The organism is Peredibacter starrii (assembly GCF_034259205.1).
In the GTDB taxonomy this organism is placed as follows: domain Bacteria; phylum Bdellovibrionota; class Bacteriovoracia; order Bacteriovoracales; family Bacteriovoracaceae; genus Peredibacter; species Peredibacter starrii.
This window is the reverse complement of the sequence record NZ_CP139487.1, coordinates 1,815,214-1,830,447: the sequence shown is the minus strand read 5'-3', so window position 1 is coordinate 1,830,447 and position 15,234 is coordinate 1,815,214. Positions and strand designations below refer to the sequence as shown.

At 44.3% G+C, this 15,234-nt stretch carries 15 protein-coding genes; 7 read left to right on the top strand and 8 right to left on the bottom strand.

Annotated features, from left to right (window positions below; all coding sequences use genetic code 11):
• The first annotated feature begins 9 nt into the window (after positions 1-9).
• Positions 10-945: an LD-carboxypeptidase gene (locus SOO65_RS09270; protein WP_321399636.1), complete on the top strand. Its 936-nt coding sequence runs from the start codon at positions 10-12 to the stop codon at positions 943-945.
• On the opposite strand, the gene SOO65_RS09265 is transcribed toward SOO65_RS09270, so the two are convergent.
• Positions 916-1,839: a DMT family transporter gene (locus SOO65_RS09265; RefSeq protein WP_321399634.1), complete on the bottom strand. Its 924-nt coding sequence runs from the start codon at positions 1,837-1,839 to the stop codon at positions 916-918. The two genes, SOO65_RS09270 and SOO65_RS09265, sit on opposite strands and share 30 nt — an antisense overlap.
• A gap of 220 nt (positions 1,840-2,059) precedes the next feature.
• On the opposite strand from SOO65_RS09265, the gene SOO65_RS09260 reads away from it, so the two are divergent.
• A complete protein-coding gene (locus tag SOO65_RS09260) occupies positions 2,060-2,917 on the top strand; it encodes an HNH endonuclease (RefSeq protein WP_321399632.1) in 858 nt (285 codons plus the stop codon).
• Here SOO65_RS09260 and SOO65_RS09255 read toward each other — a convergent pair.
• The 6 genes from SOO65_RS09255 to SOO65_RS09230 all read right to left on the bottom strand — a co-directional run bounded on the left by SOO65_RS09255 (position 2,895) and on the right by SOO65_RS09230 (position 10,734).
• A complete protein-coding gene (locus tag SOO65_RS09255; protein WP_321399630.1) occupies positions 2,895-3,731 on the bottom strand; it encodes a hypothetical protein in 837 nt (278 codons plus the stop codon). The genes SOO65_RS09260 and SOO65_RS09255 overlap by 23 nt on opposite strands.
• 105 nt (positions 3,732-3,836) lie before the next feature.
• On the bottom strand, positions 3,837-4,043 hold the full coding sequence (locus SOO65_RS09250; protein ID WP_321399628.1) for a hypothetical protein: 207 nt from the start codon (positions 4,041-4,043) through the stop codon (positions 3,837-3,839).
• A 75-nt stretch (positions 4,044-4,118) separates the two neighbouring features.
• Positions 4,119-4,892 carry an LOG family protein gene (locus SOO65_RS09245; RefSeq protein WP_321399626.1) on the bottom strand — a complete coding sequence of 258 codons (774 nt, stop codon included), beginning with the start codon at positions 4,890-4,892 and terminating at the stop codon, positions 4,119-4,121.
• Between the two features lie 58 nt (positions 4,893-4,950).
• Positions 4,951-5,781 (bottom strand): chemotaxis protein CheX, encoded by an 831-nt coding sequence (locus SOO65_RS09240; RefSeq protein WP_321399625.1) that lies wholly within the window; start codon positions 5,779-5,781, stop codon positions 4,951-4,953.
• Positions 5,782-5,786: 5 nt separating this feature from the next.
• On the bottom strand, positions 5,787-6,185 hold the full coding sequence (locus tag SOO65_RS09235) for a response regulator (RefSeq protein WP_321399624.1): 399 nt from the start codon (positions 6,183-6,185) through the stop codon (positions 5,787-5,789).
• A gap of 76 nt (positions 6,186-6,261) precedes the next feature.
• Positions 6,262-10,734 carry a tail fiber domain-containing protein gene (locus SOO65_RS09230; protein ID WP_321399622.1) on the bottom strand — a complete coding sequence of 1,491 codons (4,473 nt, stop codon included), beginning with the start codon at positions 10,732-10,734 and terminating at the stop codon, positions 6,262-6,264.
• Positions 10,735-10,824: 90 nt separating this feature from the next.
• On the opposite strand from SOO65_RS09230, the gene SOO65_RS09225 reads away from it, so the two are divergent.
• On the top strand, positions 10,825-11,199 hold the full coding sequence (locus SOO65_RS09225; protein ID WP_321399621.1) for a methylglyoxal synthase: 375 nt from the start codon (positions 10,825-10,827) through the stop codon (positions 11,197-11,199).
• Here SOO65_RS09225 and SOO65_RS09220 read toward each other — a convergent pair.
• Positions 11,174-12,601, bottom strand: coding sequence for a lipase maturation factor family protein (locus SOO65_RS09220; protein WP_321399618.1), 1,428 nt, complete (start codon positions 12,599-12,601; stop codon positions 11,174-11,176). The two genes, SOO65_RS09225 and SOO65_RS09220, sit on opposite strands and share 26 nt — an antisense overlap.
• Positions 12,602-12,746: 145 nt before the next feature.
• Here SOO65_RS09220 and SOO65_RS09215 point away from each other — a divergent pair, with 145 nt between their 5' ends.
• From SOO65_RS09215 to SOO65_RS09200, 4 genes are read left to right on the top strand one after another with little or no spacing between them, the layout of a single operon-like run.
• On the top strand, positions 12,747-13,406 hold the full coding sequence (locus tag SOO65_RS09215) for a lytic transglycosylase domain-containing protein (RefSeq protein ID WP_321399616.1): 660 nt from the start codon (positions 12,747-12,749) through the stop codon (positions 13,404-13,406).
• A 39-nt stretch (positions 13,407-13,445) separates the two neighbouring features.
• Positions 13,446-13,853: a hypothetical protein gene (locus tag SOO65_RS09210; RefSeq protein ID WP_321399614.1), complete on the top strand. Its 408-nt coding sequence runs from the start codon at positions 13,446-13,448 to the stop codon at positions 13,851-13,853.
• Between the two features lie 50 nt (positions 13,854-13,903).
• The gene (locus SOO65_RS09205) at positions 13,904-14,740 is read left to right on the top strand and encodes a heme-dependent oxidative N-demethylase subunit alpha family protein (protein ID WP_321399613.1); all 837 of its coding nucleotides are present in this window, start codon (positions 13,904-13,906) and stop codon (positions 14,738-14,740) included.
• 41 nt (positions 14,741-14,781) lie between these two features.
• Positions 14,782-15,213 (top strand): hypothetical protein, encoded by a 432-nt coding sequence (locus tag SOO65_RS09200; RefSeq protein WP_321399611.1) that lies wholly within the window; start codon positions 14,782-14,784, stop codon positions 15,211-15,213.
• The last annotated feature ends 21 nt before the right edge of the window (positions 15,214-15,234 follow it).

Genomic DNA, 15,234 nt, shown 5'->3' with positions numbered 1-15,234 from the left:
AATAGATTCATGAAAAAATCTACTTGGCAGTTCCTCGAAAAAAACGACATCGTCGACATTATTGCTCCCGCTTCCAACTCTCCTTTGGAGAAAATGGACAATGGAATTGAGTGGGTCCGCTCTGTTGGACTTATTCCTCGCGTGCAACCTGGCATGATCAACACTGACGTGTTCTTCGCTGCTCCTTTAAAAACTCAACTTGAGCATTTAAAAAACGCCATCTACTCCGACTCCAAGGCCATTTGGTGCCTTCGCGGCGGTTACGGCAGTATGCGCCTGATCCCTCACCTCCTGAAGCTTCGTCCGCCAAAAAGACCAAAGCTCTTCGTAGGGTTCAGTGACATCACTTCCCTTCACATGTTTTTCAACAAGCAGTGGAACTGGCCCACCATTCATGGACGCACGATTAGCCAGCTCTCTCCTGAGAACAAAAATACCGTGGATCGCAAATTTTTGACCCAAATGATCTACGGCGAACGTCAGGAACGCGTGTTCAAAAATCTCAAACCATTGAACGATCTCGCCCGCGATACCAAACTCGTGAAGGGTTCAATCGTGGGCGGAAACCTGCGCATTATTCAGTCTTCCCTTGGTACCGCTTGGGAACTTGATGCTAAAGGAAAAATCCTTTTCATCGAGGACGTGGCGGAACGTGGCTACTCTATCGATCGCATGCTTGAACAAATGGTTCAGGCAAAACTCATCGATAAGGGCCTCAAGGCCGTGGTCTTTGGAGATTTCACAGAGGGATTGGAAAAAGACGGTCGTGATCTTTCACTCGTGGCAATGAAACGATTTGCTGCCCGCGTGCCTTACCCAGTGCTTAAGGGTCTGCCTTGTGGCCACGGACATAAACTCAATTATCCACTTCCATTCAACACCAACACAATTTTAAAACTGGGTGCTAAACCCGAATTAACGTGTTTTTACGGTGGCTCGCTCTGATTCCTGCCTCGAAAGCATGAACAGAATGAACATAAAGAATGAAGTAGCTCCTACGATTTGAAAAATCGTCAGGCTTTCAAAAGTATAAATCGCCGAAAAAATCATTCCAAACGCCGGGAAAGAAAGTTCAAAAATTGAAACTTTTCCGGCCGGAAGATTTTTAAGTCCTGAATAGTAAAAGTACATCGACGCAATTCCTGCAATCGCTCCAATAAATAAAAATCTAATTCCCACTTCCCACTGGAAAAGAATATCAAATGCCGGTCGCTCTTTTTCACCCAAAAGAATTATCACCGCAAAGATAAATGCAAATGCCCATCTCACGGCCACTAGTGCTTCTGGACTATGCTTTTGCAAAAGCTTTTTCGCAGCAATCGTACAAAGGCCCCAAATCAGCATGGTCGAAAGCGCAATCAGAAAATCACCAACAATCATTTCCTGGCTCGTAAACATAAGTTCCAGATCCTGAGAAAAAATCAGAACCGCACTTAGAAGCACCCAAATTCCCCAGTACAGATATTGATTATCTAGCTTTTCCTTCAGTAGAATTCCCGCCATAAAAATCACAAAGAATGGCTGAAAAATCTGAAAGAATGAAAATGTCCCCGGTGAGGCCTTTTGAATACAGGCAGTCGATAAATATCCCGCCACACTCATTCCAATACCACCCAAAAAGACCGCCAAAATCCAATCGTTCTTAGAAAATTTTGCGAGCTCTTTTCTACCATTTTTGATGAGCCACGGAGTAACGAGGAATAAACCAATAAAGCTCTCGATGAACACAATGCTCACGTAACCCATTTTAAGCGAGATGGGATAACGAACCAGCAGGTCCAATGCCCACAGCAAACAAGCTACCAAAATGTAGAGTGAACTCTTGCGTTCCAAATTCATGGACGCTGATATAGTTCAATTCTATTCAGATAGCTACTTACACCTCTGAAATTACATGGAGCCACTTTGTCCCCAGTAATAGGAAATCCTTTCTAACATATTGCTATCACCTGATGAGGCTTAAAGGTTTGCCATACTTTTTACTTTCGCTGGCGGAAGTGAAATTGAACCTCCTTTTTTTGCAGTTGACATATCCGTACAATTTCCGTATCTTTCTAGCATGAGACTAAAACATCTTGCAAATAAAATTTTACTGGGTGACACAAAAAAGTTAGTGAGCGCTGAAAGAAGTGCCACGACTAAACTTCTTCATCACTTGAAAGAAATAGAGAGAAGAAAGCTCTATTGCGACTTAAAATATTCGTCGCTTTTCGCTTATTGCGTACATGAATTAGGTTATTCAGAAGGCGCGGCCCAAAGACGAATCGTTGCCGCTCGAGCGTTGGCAGAAATGCCCGAGATTGAAGCAAAAATCGAAGATGGAAGCTTAAATCTCACGAATATTTCATTAGTGAATCAATTCATTGAAGATCCAAATGAACGTCGTGAGGTTTTGAAAGAAGTCGAGAATTTGACTAAGAACGAATGTGAGAAAAAGCTTTTTGAAATAACTGGCAAAGAAGACAAACCAAAAGATAAAAAGAAACGTGTTTCAAAAGATAAAATACAAGTCGCATTTGTTTTGACTGATGAAACGATGGCATATGTTGAAAAACTTAAAGACCTAATCGGCAAAGATCTCGACATGGATCAGCTCGTGCAATTTATGGCGAAAGAGGCCATCAAGGCTGTGGAGAAATCTAAATTCAAACAGACCAAACCGAGACAATCACTTTCGCCAGCGAAAGTAGGAAGAGCAATTCCAGCTTCCGTAAAAAGAGACGTGTACGCGCGAGATAAAAAATGCACCAACTGCGGTTCTGTTCGCAATTTACATTATGACCATATTCTTCCCTTTTCAATGGGAGGACCAAGTAGCAACGATAATCTGAGAATATTATGCTCACCCTGCAATCAGCGAGCAAGAATAAGGGCGGGATTGACCCGCCCTGAAACTAAGCACGAACTTCGCGGTTGAAATAACCTTCTCGAACGAGAGGTCTTCTAAAGTTGGCCACTGATCCCAGTGCCCCACCTAGAATTGAAGCAATTGCACCAAGTGCCACTAACAAGAATAGTGACCAGCCAGTTGATTTAAGAGCTGTGGCTGTACCCTCACGGGCATCAGTCATGGCCTTATCAACTTGGCTTTTCATGATAGCAATTCTTGAATCGGCCTCAGTTGGAGTGATGCCGGCTTCGCGAGCGAGGATGTTTTTAGCACCTTCGGTATCACCGCGAAGGAGACGTCCGCCAATGGACTGAGCAAGTTCAGTTGGATTTGAACGGAGATTCAAGTCGCCTAAAGCGTCTTGAGTGATCCCGCGTAGGGTTCCGGTTATGGCATCATTTTGAGAGGCCATTGAAGCACCTTGACCTAAAGCGCCCGCAGTTTTTCCGATGGCGGAGCCAGCAAGACTTCCGGCGGAGCTAATGGCGGCGACAGTTTGATAAAGGAAGAATCCTAGAAACAAGGCCGCAATGACGAGACCTTGAGCGGAGCCCACACGGCCCAAACGAAACTTAGAAACTCGAGCGGCAAAGTAACTGCCGACGAAAATGGAGATTAATGCAGAAACAATAAACCAAACACCAGTGAAGACTCCGGCGCTTTTAGCGGAAAATCCATCTTCAAGCCCAATGCCTCCAAAAGCGAGACCCAGGCCAAGAAGGCCGGTCATGGTGAAAAAGCTGATAACGAGGCCTGCGCCGATTGCGCGCAGACTGATTAAGGCGTGAGATGATTCAGAGTCAACTTCGAGCGGGGAATCACTTGAATAAAATTTGGCCATATCGTGCTCCTTTGCAAAGGTTTTTTGACGTATGACCACAATTGTAGAGACGCCGGCAGTGGGCCAGCAATGTGCAAGGTTTCTATCCGCACTAAATGAGAGGGATTAACGAAGACGTGTTCTGGTACGAGATTTTAGGAATGACCAATCTAGTTCCATAGAGATTTTTTTATCTCCGCGAACTTCGATTTCAGGGAGTTTCTTGATTTCTTTTTCTTCACGATCGTAATCACGACCACCTAAAACGTATGTGCGACCGAAAAAGTATTCGCTCATGTCAAAAGTGTGTGGTGTTTTAAATCGTTCTTTCATGCTCTCTCCGTGGCTGTGGAAGATAATGGTTAATATCGTCTTTTGCAAAGAGAAAATAAGACCATAAAAAAATAATTATGCCTGTCTTATGGCCCTTTCACCCAGGATTTTCATTGGGCGAATCTTGAGTTGAAAACGATCTGTGGCAATTGCCTGGATAAACTCTGCGGCCTCTAAAGGCGAGTCGGTAAAGAAAATCGTTTTGGTATCTTCTGGATTGATAGTTTTCGCCTCAACCAAACGCTCTTCAATGAGATTTCGAAGTGGCTTCCAGAATTCCGTACCGATTAATACTACTGGAAACCCCTCAATTTTCTTGGTCTGGATCAGAGTGAGAACGCCGAAAAGTTCATCCAAGGTTCCAAAACCTCCCGGCATGGCCACAAAGCCATAGGAGTATTTGGCCAGCATGAACTTTCTCACCATAAAATATTTAAACTCCATCCAGACGTCCAAATAGACGTTGGGACGCTGCTCTTTGGGCAAAGTAATGTTGCAGCCAACTGAGCAACCACCGAGTTTTTTGGCCCCCCGATTGGCCGCTTCCATGATTCCCGGTCCACCGCCGGTCATAACGGTAAAGCCTTTGCGGACCAGCTCCTCGCCCATTTCCATGGCAAGCTGATAATACTCATGCTTTTCATCAAACCGGGCAGAGCCAAAGACCGTCACACAAGGGCCCACGAATTGAAATGTGCGAAAGCCCTGGATCATTTCGGAGAACACCCGAAAGGCGTGGTAAAACTCATTTGAACGAGCTTTGGGCCCCTCTAAAAAGACCCGTTCTTCTTCGGTACGAGATGAGGTTCCCCAATCAGATCTGTTAGAAGCTTTGCTTTCTTCCCGCATCTGATCATTTTAAAATTTGGTTTGAATCAAAGAAAGGCAGAGGGCGCGCTTAACTGACTTAAGCGGATAAGCAAATTTCGACAAAAAAATTGCCACCTGTGCTTTCAAATGGCACGACAATGACCGGGCCTTTGGTGACCCCATGCAGAGAGTGATCTTTACCAGAGACGACAGAAGGAATAGCAGTTTTAATCCCGTAACCCTTCTCGTTCAGCACGACCTTCGCCTGACCGAAAATCATGTTGGTAATTTCACCGGCACCATCCAGAATGTCTTTGGTGATTTCAGTGTACTCTTCCCCCAGCATCCCGGACATGATCTTTAAAAAAGTCTGCTCAGGAAAACTAATCACCACTGAACCATTAAACGCATCACTCACAATACCAATCACACCAGAAACATCTCCATAAAAAGAATCCGTAGCTTTCTTTTTATAAATAGGTCCTGCCTTCGCAGTGATTTGTGCCTGCACATTTAGAACATGCAAAGTGGCGGTCAGAAATGGATTGATGAATTCAGTGTCGAGAGAACGTTTTTGGGGAGCTCCGGACTCATCCAAGGCGTCCTTCAGAGTTGGCGCGATTTTGAAGGTAGAATCGATCCCCTCACGTTTGAGGAGATTCATCAACCCCGGACTCACATGGATGAGCTTCAGAGATTTTTCATTACTTTTCAGATTGATCTGTAATCTAAGGAAGATTCTTATCCAGTCCTTAGAAAAAGACGTAAGATGCTCACAATTAATGAAGATGTGACCATCGGCATTGTTAGAGATTCCATCGATTTCTCCCTCGAAAGTCTTTGCGTGCGGAAACTCCAAGCTCCCCGAAAGCTTTACTACCGTATAGCCTTCGGCCTTTTCGATAAGAAAACCTGGAGTCGTCGCCATGCAAATTAAGCTGCTTTAGATTGGAACTTCTTATAAGCAAGCTCTAACTTGGCCTTAAGGCCTTCTTTAGAGAATGGTTTCACCACATATTGGTCAACACCACTCTTAATTGCTTCTGCTACCTGGTGACCTTCAGCTTCCGCTGTCACAAGTAGAAAAGGAGTTTTACCAAGTTTCTGATCAGCGCGTACACGCTTCAAGAAATCAAGACCTGTACAATTTGGCATGTTCCAGTCTGAGATGATCAGACCAACAGAACCGTCTTTTGTTTTTTCCCAAGCTTCAAGACCGTCGGCCGCTTCCACGATATCTGTGAAACCAAGCTCTCTTAGGATCTTTGTTACGATCTTTCTCATTGTAAGCATATCGTCGACTACTAGCACTTTTGTTTTTGGATCAAACATATATCCACCCCTTCTTGTGATGAATTCTTATCGGAGAACTAAGTAGAAGATTTAGAGATTTCTTAAGTATTTTTTACTAGGGAGCTTTGCAGGCGGCAGGATCTTTACGACAAATAATATTGAGTAGTTGCTTGTTCTGCTCTTCAAGAGTTTTCACGCGGCTTTCAAGTTCAACCTGTTTTTTCTCATAAGACGCGATCGAGCGTTTGGTGCCCTGGAATTCCTGATAAAAAGATTTGAAGGCCTCGATCAAAGGAGAAATTAAAGAAGCGTAGTCGACTTGCTTGTAACCAGTTTTCTTATCTGTTGTTACAGCAAGAGGAAATTCCTTCTCTACTTTCTGAGCGATCACACCCATACCAGGTTTGCCTGGAGTGTTTGCGTTTTTGTTCCAATCAAAGAACACACCTTCAAGATTTAAAAATTTTCGAAGGGCATCCGGGATCACACGAACATTATCTTTCAAGCGAGCATCAGAGGTACAGCTGGTCGATGCAACACCATTACCGATGGCACAAGTGGTGGCCGTGCCGTTTACCACTAAATCGTTTTTAAGAGATGAATGACCGATTTGAACTGCATTTCCCAGCTCGTTTGAGACTGTAAGTACGGTAGAACCAGCGGAAGGATATCCAATGTATCCAGAGCGAGTATTTGGGTTGTCTGTATCAACGAAGAACGTGATGTAACCATGGTCAGTTGTGCCAGCGGCCTGAAAGGCAGCAATCCCACCTGTTCCTTTAACATGTAATCCTGAGGCCAAGGATGGAGTCGTTCCAATACCTACTGTGCCTCCAAAATAGTTCGCGCCATCGGCAACGTAAACGCCCCATCTATTTGTGGCAACGGTACCGCTACCTCCAATATGTAGACCATAATAATTTGTCACCGTACCGGATGCATTACTAAGAGGATCAACTTGTAAACCATACGCATTGGTGATCGTCCCTGTACCACTGTTCTGAACTCCGAATGATCCACCTCGTGCGCTGGTGATTATTCCGGATGAAGAATTAATAACATTGTTTCTACTACCATTGGCCAATGTCACCGTTCCTGTAGATGTATTGGTAACCGCAGTATATTGACCATAAATATTAGCGATGGTTCCTGTATTGGCATTATCAATAATCACTCGGTCACCTTGGATATAACCGGTAAAATTCTGCGCGCCCATCGGCTTAGTGACGTTGTAGTGAGAATAATAATTGGCCGAACTCGCGGCAGTTGGGTTCAAGTTAAAGACGTTTACAGCTTGCGCGATCTGAGAAGCTGAAGAGGTATCTGTATTAGTAGTTTCTACTTGAAGTGGATAAGAAGGAGCATTAACTCCAATTCCGAAATTACCATTATCCATAATGGTCGCAAGCTCTGTTCCGGCAAAAGACAAGAAATGCAAAGGAGCATTGGTGTTTTTACCAATCCCTAAACTTCCGGTAAATCCCGCACCATAGAGGACGATCCCTCGTTTGGCCCCTCCAGACGCGGCAGTAGCAGTAGCATTGAATTCAGCAACAGGAGATCTTGCACCATCCGCAGTAACAGCAGTATCAGTTACAACGAGTTTTTTATCTGGAGTTGTGGTTCCAATCCCCACGTTCCCCGCACCAGTAATGCGCATTTTCTCAGTATAAGAACCATTATTACGAGTCCAAAATTGCAGGAACCCTGTCATTGATGTTGCAATGTCTGTTTCGGCCAATCCTTGTACTCGTGCCATTTCAACATAAGTATTTGGGGCCGCAGTCAAAGCGCGGAAACCTAAAAAGCCGAGTCGATCATTGGCCAGTGGCGGAGTTGGTGCCGCAGCTGTCCCACGAGCACGTCTGAGCATAATGGCAGATTCTGCAGTATCACTGAAGGAATCGATCATCAAATCATCATCTGCACTACCGGTGCCAATGGCGTGGAAAAATGTAGATGGACTATTGTTATTAAATCCCACGAATTTATTTGTATAAAGCGCCGAACCGTTTTTGTCCCACTGACCGAATGACTGCACATAATTTTGCACATACTGAACGTTGGTCGCTTCAGTCAGATCCGCGCCAGAAGCAGTGGTGGAAATTTTAAGCATTCCCGCCGGAGCAATCGTCATGGTTCCTGTGACCGAATCTGTTCCGGTTTTATTTAACGAGTTGGTAACTAGATTATTAATTTGTCCCTGAGTTTTATTCACCACTGTTTGTAATGAATCACCATTGGCAATCGCCGTGTTCAATGGGGTGACTGTCGCAAAAGTCGAAGCTAAAACATCCGTGATGAATGTGCCCCAGCTCTTGTCCCCTTTCAGATACTTGGTGACGTCTGAAGCACCTGCAAGTTTTGCGAGAGGAATATCACCATTGGCAAGATTTAATTTTGCGTAACTAACAGAACCATCCGCGATGGCACCTGATGATACTGTTGACCAAGAAAGATTTCCCGCACCATCAGTCACAAGGGCCTGTCCTGAAGATCCGGCAGTTCCCGGAAGATTGAAAGCAATTGTTCCAGCTAAACTTGCAGGCGCTCTTAGTTCAACGAAGTTGGTGTTATCTGATTTAAAACGAACTTTTCCATCAACAGCGATGTTACCAATCACATCCAACTTCTCAGTTGGATCTGTTTTATTTAAACCTAAGTTCCCTTCTAGATAGTGCTTCTTATGTGATCCACCAAAGAAGAGACCATAAAAGTTTGTGACTGTTCCACCAGGTGAACCAGGGTGAGCATAAATATCATAGAGATTCGTGATGGTCCCTTTCTTATAATATGGCGAAAGATAAAGACCGATGACTTCCGTCGTGCTCGGAGCCGATGCAGCTTCAGTATCGTAATGACCATACTGAAAATAAGCAGCACGGAGCGAAGCAAGTGTTCCGTTATCAATTGTTCCTGGAATATTATTTCTGAACCCCACACTCCATGAACCACTTACTGAGCCAGAGTTAGTCACCCCTGCATCTACAGTTGCCTGTGCCTTAAATACTCCCCCTAGAGCACTGAAGTTTCCGTTAGCGGATGAGTGCTGTCTTGTGTCTGCATTTAAAGCTCTTCCTACCGCGTTGGTTAAACGCTGTTCAATTTGAAGCTTCATGTCCGGATAGAAAGAAGCGACTCCCACACCGACTTGACCGGCACTATAGTTGATATCAGAACCAGTCTTGGCCCAATATGAGTTACTGCTTAATTGTGTATCGACATAATTTTTTGTAGCAGCATCTTGAAGCGCAGTTGGATCAGCAACACCAGTTACTTTATTTCCACCCATCGCAAGTGGCCCACTCATGGTGTCCCCTGCTTTCAAGACGTAGTTCCCTTGAGAAGCAGTCGCCAGACCAATATTGCCACTAAGTTTATTAATGGCAGATAAGATTGAATCGGCCGCAGTGATCGCTCCGGCAGAAGCAGAGTAACCCGTAAGTGTTGAACCAATCACGGCCGGATTTAAATTCTGCCAGGCCTTAGTTCCACTCCAGTATTGAGCAGCAGTTCCCGCAGTGATCTTCGGTTCTTTATTGCTTAAATCTGTTGTGAGATTGCTGATCTTCGATTGATCAATCGCCGCAGTCGCTGAGATATCAGCATTAACAATCGATCCATCCACAATTTTAGAAGAATCAACTGCACTGGTAGCAAGTTGAGTGTTAGTCACAGATCCCGCAGGAATTGAGACTGATGGTTGAGGAGCACTTTCCCATTTTAGAGCTCCGGCATTCCAAATAAGCATGTCCCCATCTTGAATGCCAGCGACATCAACATCGGCAATTTCCTGAAGCTTAGAACCAGTCAGTTTTCCGGCCGCCTTCGTCAGCATGCTCCACGAATAATCACCAGACAACGGAACCACAGCACCCGTTCTACCATTGAAGTTAGAAACAGTGTTTGTCCCAACTGCCACTTTACTCCAGTTCGTCCCATCGGAGATTACCCAGTCACCAACATCAAAGTTCATGATGCCGGAACCAAGATCCTGAGTGCCCGCAGTTGTTACAATATAGTAAGTTCCGGCCGCCGCTACTCCCGCCGAAAGATTGGGAGTATCAGTTGTCGCATTATAAGTCCCAACATAAACCTGATTAGTAGAAAGAGAAGCCGGTGCCCATGCTGAACCATTAAATTGTAAGAAGTCACCAGTTGAAGCATTCATATGATGAAGCTTAGAAGCAGTCACTTGCCCATTTTGTAATTCAAAAGTCAGAGGAAAAGTGGCTGATGCTTCCGAGTTTGAAACAACTAAATTTAAAGCGCTTCCCACTAAGAAACTCAATGCACTCTTAGCATTCAAAATAAGCTTATCTGATGTCTTTGATTCAATTTGAAAATCATGCGATCCAACTTTAGCAAGAACCACTCGATCGAGATTTTTTCCGCTGACTACGATTTGATCGTTCTGAACTTTTACTTGTTCAATGTAAGGTGGATGATCTTTGTCTTTAACATTAACCACAATGTTTCCACCAAAAATATTTCCTACGTTGTTACAACTAGTAACAAACATCAGGATTAAAATTGTTAGAAAGCTTGTCTTGATCATTTCCAAGTAACTCTTGAGATTTACTGACATATGTCCTATCGTCTTTATGAGTTGTTAAATTAGCCTTTAAAGTTTAAATGCCTAATTTTCCTCTCGGACTATTTTAATAAGGTTTTTCATATGAAAAAGAATATTGCCCTCATCGCTCACGACAACTTGAAAAACAATATGGTTAGCTGGGCCAAGCTTCACCAACTAGAACTAGAGAAATTTAATTTATTTGCCACAGGAACGACTGGAAAACGGGTTGAAGAGGCCACTGGCATGAGTGTGGTGAAATTCAAAAGCGGTCCTCTAGGTGGTGATCAGCAAATTGGTGCGGGAATTGCGGAAGGTAAAATCGATGCCGTGATTTTCTTCTGGGACCCTCTTGCTCCACATCCTCATGATGTGGATGTAAAAGCACTCCTGAGAATTGCAGTCGTGTATGACATCCCGATGGCCTGTAATCAAAAGACGGCGGACCTTCTTATACAAGGCCTGGCAAACTCTTAAGCGAGAGCTCCGGACAATACTCTCCTTTGTAGGTTCTCTTCCAAATGTTCTTCTCTCCACTTTCTGTGAAGTGGTATTGATAAAACTTGGCCCTCACCCACACCGGCGGATCATCTGGAAACGGATTGTGACGAAGTAATTTCAAAAGTCGCTTATCATTTCGTAGAAGCTTGAGCATAAAACGCACAAACCACAGATCATGTCCTTGGACATAAATGTCATCGTCCCCAACTAAAACTCCAAATGGTAAAAACCAAATCATCCAATCAAGTCGGAGATGATAAGGGGCCACAACTGGTGGCGTGCGATTAAGCTCTACTGGTTTTCCACGGAAACCATATTCTTTCCAAACAGTCTTTTCATCCGGAGAGATCTCATCAGTCCCTTCAATTACAATTTCATACCGCTCTTTCGTCACACTTCCAAAGGCCCCATACGCACCAACGAGATGCCAGCGGTTCCAGCAGTAATTCATATACTGACGCTTCTGGAAGAAATTTAAAAATGGACGGTAACTGAGAAAGATCGCGAGCACACCAATCCCTATCTGAATAATCTGAAACCACAAAGGGGCCGGAGTCGTTGCGATTCCTCCATCACTAAAAGCAAGAACACCTAAAACAATAGTGAGCCAGTTAAGCCACGAGTAATTTCCACTCACCACCAGAATCATTTGATGAAAGATCAAAAAGAATCCCGCCACAGCTGCAATGGGTTGTGGGAAAAATAAACCAAAGGGCGCCACCAACTGACAGAAGTGACTAAAGACCACTCCAAAGCGATGAAACCATTTTGGCAAATGATGAAAATAACGACTTAATGGATTTGGTAATGGCTGCGTCTCGTGATGATAATACAAACAAGTCAGATCCCTCCAACACTGGTCGCCGCGAAGTTTAATCAGCCCCGCACCCATCTCAGTTCGATAAAGCATCCAACGCAAAATAAGAATCGGTATCCAAGAAGGTGTTACCCAATAAGGACCCATGAAGGCCGCAAAGAATCCAGCTTCGAGAAGCATGGTCTCCCAACCAAAGCCATAGAAGTCTTGCCCCACACTCACTAGAGACAGATACAGTCCATAAAGAGTGAGCCACGAAAGCATATGAACAACAATTGGTGCATAATCAAAGGCGCCAAAAGTCAGAAGCAGTCCTAACAACATTCCCACCCCACACATGATTTTCAGCATGGAGTCCGAGTACTTCCAATGAAAGACCGTAGGAAATTGACGGAACTTCACTCGCTTCACAAAGTCCGGCACTGGCAGCAATCCATGCTCCCCTAAGAGTGCAGGAAACTGGTTATAGGCGCTTAAAAACGCAATAAAGTAGATCGCCCCCAAAGTACGGTCGAAGATCATACGGGCCATTACATAGTTATCTGCGGATAGGATATCCATGGCTTATCTTAGTCACCCAACCCCTCGAAACTCAATGAACCACTGGCCAAAAGACAGGCAGTGGCTAAGGCCTGACCAAACCTCCCCCTCAAAATCCACAACTTAGGGCCTTTTAGTTGGCATAAACCTTGCTCCTTAGTCAGGTATGAAAACACTATTTACACTTTTGATCCTTTCTTCAGGTATGACTTTCGCTTCTACTCTTCCTACTCGTGAAATTGCGAGTGTTCGTAGAGTGGAGCACGCTCGTGAACTTATGGGTGCAAGCTATAAGAAAAGTATCGTGTCTCGTTTTGAAACACGTAAAGACATTGAGAAGAACATCCACGAAGTGGTTAAAAAGCGTCTTCCAAATTCTTTCAAATACCGTGCTTACACTATTGCTAAAACGATTATCGAAGAATCTGCTAAGAACTCTCTAGATCCATACTTTGTAATGGCAGTAATTTCAGGTGAATCAAGCTTTAATCCACTAGCAGTGGGCCCGGTTGGTGAAATCGGTATGATGCAAATCCGTCCGACAACAGGCCAGTGGATGTCTGATATTTTAAAAACAAAATTTCACGGAGAAAGAACTCTTCGTGATCCAGTTGCCAATATTAAACTGGGTGTTGCTTACCTTTCTTGGTTACGTAACAAGTTCGAAGGTCATGGCCAGCTTTATCTAGCGGCCTACAATATGGGACCTAAGTCTGTTAAAAACGCCGTTTCTCGCAATGTTTATCCAAAGGACTATCCAATCCACGTTATGAAGCGCTACATCGCCTTCTACAAAGACATGGGGAAGAAAACAGGCAGATTATAAGCTTGCCGATCAAATTGAAACCTAGTTACCATTTTGGGTATGAAATACTTAATGCTCATGCCCTTAATGCTACTCATCTCTTGTGGAAAACAAGAAGCGACCAAACTCTATAAAGTTCAAGATTCGGCCCTGACAAAATTCGTGAATTCGAAAAATATGCCAAAGGACCCTAACCTCACTTTAGATAAGTCCATCGTGAACAATAGCTACCCGATTGAGATCGCTCTTTATGAGGACAATCGCTTTTATTACAACCTCCCTAATCTCGGCGACGGGAACGGTACCTGGAAGCTCAATAACGGCGTGATTGAACTTAAGGCGAAGCGCACTCTCTTTGATATGTTTATCGAAGTTAAAGGAAGCGATGAGGCGACGGAGAATCTTGCGATTCAATTTACCGATCGTTTCGGGCCTAACACTTTGAAAATGATGAACGTTAACATTTAACGCAAAATTTCGGACTTTTTTTCGTAAACGCTCCCTGATATAGAAGCGCCATGAATGATCGTCCTTGGCAGAACGGAAAATTCATTATTACGGCCGGGCTAAAGCCTCTCGAGGCAAGACCCATCTTCTTACCTGAGCCTGAGCTCACTCGCTACTTACAAAATAAAATCCAGGCCCGCACGGAAGGAATTGATAAGCACTATCCAGATTCTGTGGGCCTTACATTTTCTGAATTAGAACTCATCACGCACAAACTCAGAACTCTCATTCCTAAAACGCTTTACGAGGGCATCTTTAAGGACGAGATTGATTTTTTAATCTCACAAGTACCGGAAGACTTCTCGGTTTGGAAAATGGAAGACGGGAAAGAGTGGCTGGCGTTGATTCATCTCATGTCCCCTAATCACTGGGACGCTCATAAAAAAATCGGCAAAAGCTTCTTAGATTCTCATGCACCTATTCCTCATATTGATGCCATCTCAAAAGCGGCCCCTAAAATGTTTGAGCAGATACAAAAACGTGGAGCGATGGAGCGCTTTGCTTGGGGAGTGGCCACTGATAATCGCTTGAATCACCATCCAATTCCTCCAATCGGTATGCCTATGGAAGAGTGGCAAGGGCGATCATTTGATCCGTTAAATCCCAAACTTTTTATTCGAATGGAAAGACAGACGCTTTTTCCTATTTCAGAAAAGCTCATCGGCTTCACCATCAAGACCACATTTACTGATGTAGAAACTCTTCCTGTAGAAGATCTGAAACTCATCAATCAATGTATTGAGAGCATGGATGAGGCGATATTAAAATATAAGGGCCTCATACAAGACAAAGACAATATTCTTGGCTGGCTTTCCTCACTTACTCAAGAATCAACGCTGGCCCTCTAGCGGCATCGACCTTGCACCTCATAAAGTGCCAGGAGGTGTTCATGAAAAAAATGATTTTATCGGTCGCGATGATTCTCTTTGCGGCCCAGGTTGGCGCCCAGACCACGGCGACGGGAATGCCAGGCTCGAGTAATATAGATACATCAAATAATCCTTCCGGAGTTGGTTTTGGCGGGGCAATGGGTGGGGCAAATTCAACCACTGCACCAACGAACATTCCAAGCAATACCATTCCTCGAGGAAATAATTTCGATCAAACATTGCAACAAGAACAAATGCAAGATACGACTAATCCAATGGGCGGAAGCGCATCAGGCGATATCCCCCGAGGATCTCTCGGAACCACACCTACTTCCAACTATGATACCGTGACTCCACGAGCTCCTGCTAATACTCCAAGCTCAGTTCCTGAAAGCAGACCTTTCGTTCCAGCAGCAACTGGTGTGGGTCCAAGTGCCCCAACCACATACTAAAAAATTAGGACCACCACTCGG

What these genes read in the sequence shown, in the direction of transcription:
- SOO65_RS09225 (WP_321399621.1), top strand. Translation starts at nt 10,825, where the DNA reads ATGAAAAAGAATATTGCCCTCATCGCTCACGACAACTTGAAAAACAAT.
- SOO65_RS09210 (WP_321399614.1), top strand. Translation starts at nt 13,446, where the DNA reads ATGAAATACTTAATGCTCATGCCCTTAATGCTACTCATCTCTTGTGGA.
- SOO65_RS09265 (WP_321399634.1), bottom strand. Translation starts at nt 1,839, where the DNA reads ATGAATTTGGAACGCAAGAGTTCACTCTACATTTTGGTAGCTTGTTTG.
- SOO65_RS09230 (WP_321399622.1), bottom strand. Translation starts at nt 10,734, where the DNA reads ATGTCAGTAAATCTCAAGAGTTACTTGGAAATGATCAAGACAAGCTTT.
- SOO65_RS09205 (WP_321399613.1), top strand. Translation starts at nt 13,904, where the DNA reads ATGAATGATCGTCCTTGGCAGAACGGAAAATTCATTATTACGGCCGGG.
- SOO65_RS09235 (WP_321399624.1), bottom strand. Translation starts at nt 6,185, where the DNA reads ATGTTTGATCCAAAAACAAAAGTGCTAGTAGTCGACGATATGCTTACA.
- SOO65_RS09255 (WP_321399630.1), bottom strand. Translation starts at nt 3,731, where the DNA reads ATGGCCAAATTTTATTCAAGTGATTCCCCGCTCGAAGTTGACTCTGAA.
- SOO65_RS09215 (WP_321399616.1), top strand. Translation starts at nt 12,747, where the DNA reads ATGAAAACACTATTTACACTTTTGATCCTTTCTTCAGGTATGACTTTC.
- SOO65_RS09245 (WP_321399626.1), bottom strand. Translation starts at nt 4,892, where the DNA reads ATGCGGGAAGAAAGCAAAGCTTCTAACAGATCTGATTGGGGAACCTCA.
- SOO65_RS09270 (WP_321399636.1), top strand. Translation starts at nt 10, where the DNA reads ATGAAAAAATCTACTTGGCAGTTCCTCGAAAAAAACGACATCGTCGAC.
- SOO65_RS09260 (WP_321399632.1), top strand. Translation starts at nt 2,060, where the DNA reads ATGAGACTAAAACATCTTGCAAATAAAATTTTACTGGGTGACACAAAA.
- SOO65_RS09220 (WP_321399618.1), bottom strand. Translation starts at nt 12,601, where the DNA reads ATGGATATCCTATCCGCAGATAACTATGTAATGGCCCGTATGATCTTC.
- SOO65_RS09240 (WP_321399625.1), bottom strand. Translation starts at nt 5,781, where the DNA reads ATGGCGACGACTCCAGGTTTTCTTATCGAAAAGGCCGAAGGCTATACG.
- SOO65_RS09200 (WP_321399611.1), top strand. Translation starts at nt 14,782, where the DNA reads ATGAAAAAAATGATTTTATCGGTCGCGATGATTCTCTTTGCGGCCCAG.
- SOO65_RS09250 (WP_321399628.1), bottom strand. Translation starts at nt 4,043, where the DNA reads ATGAAAGAACGATTTAAAACACCACACACTTTTGACATGAGCGAATAC.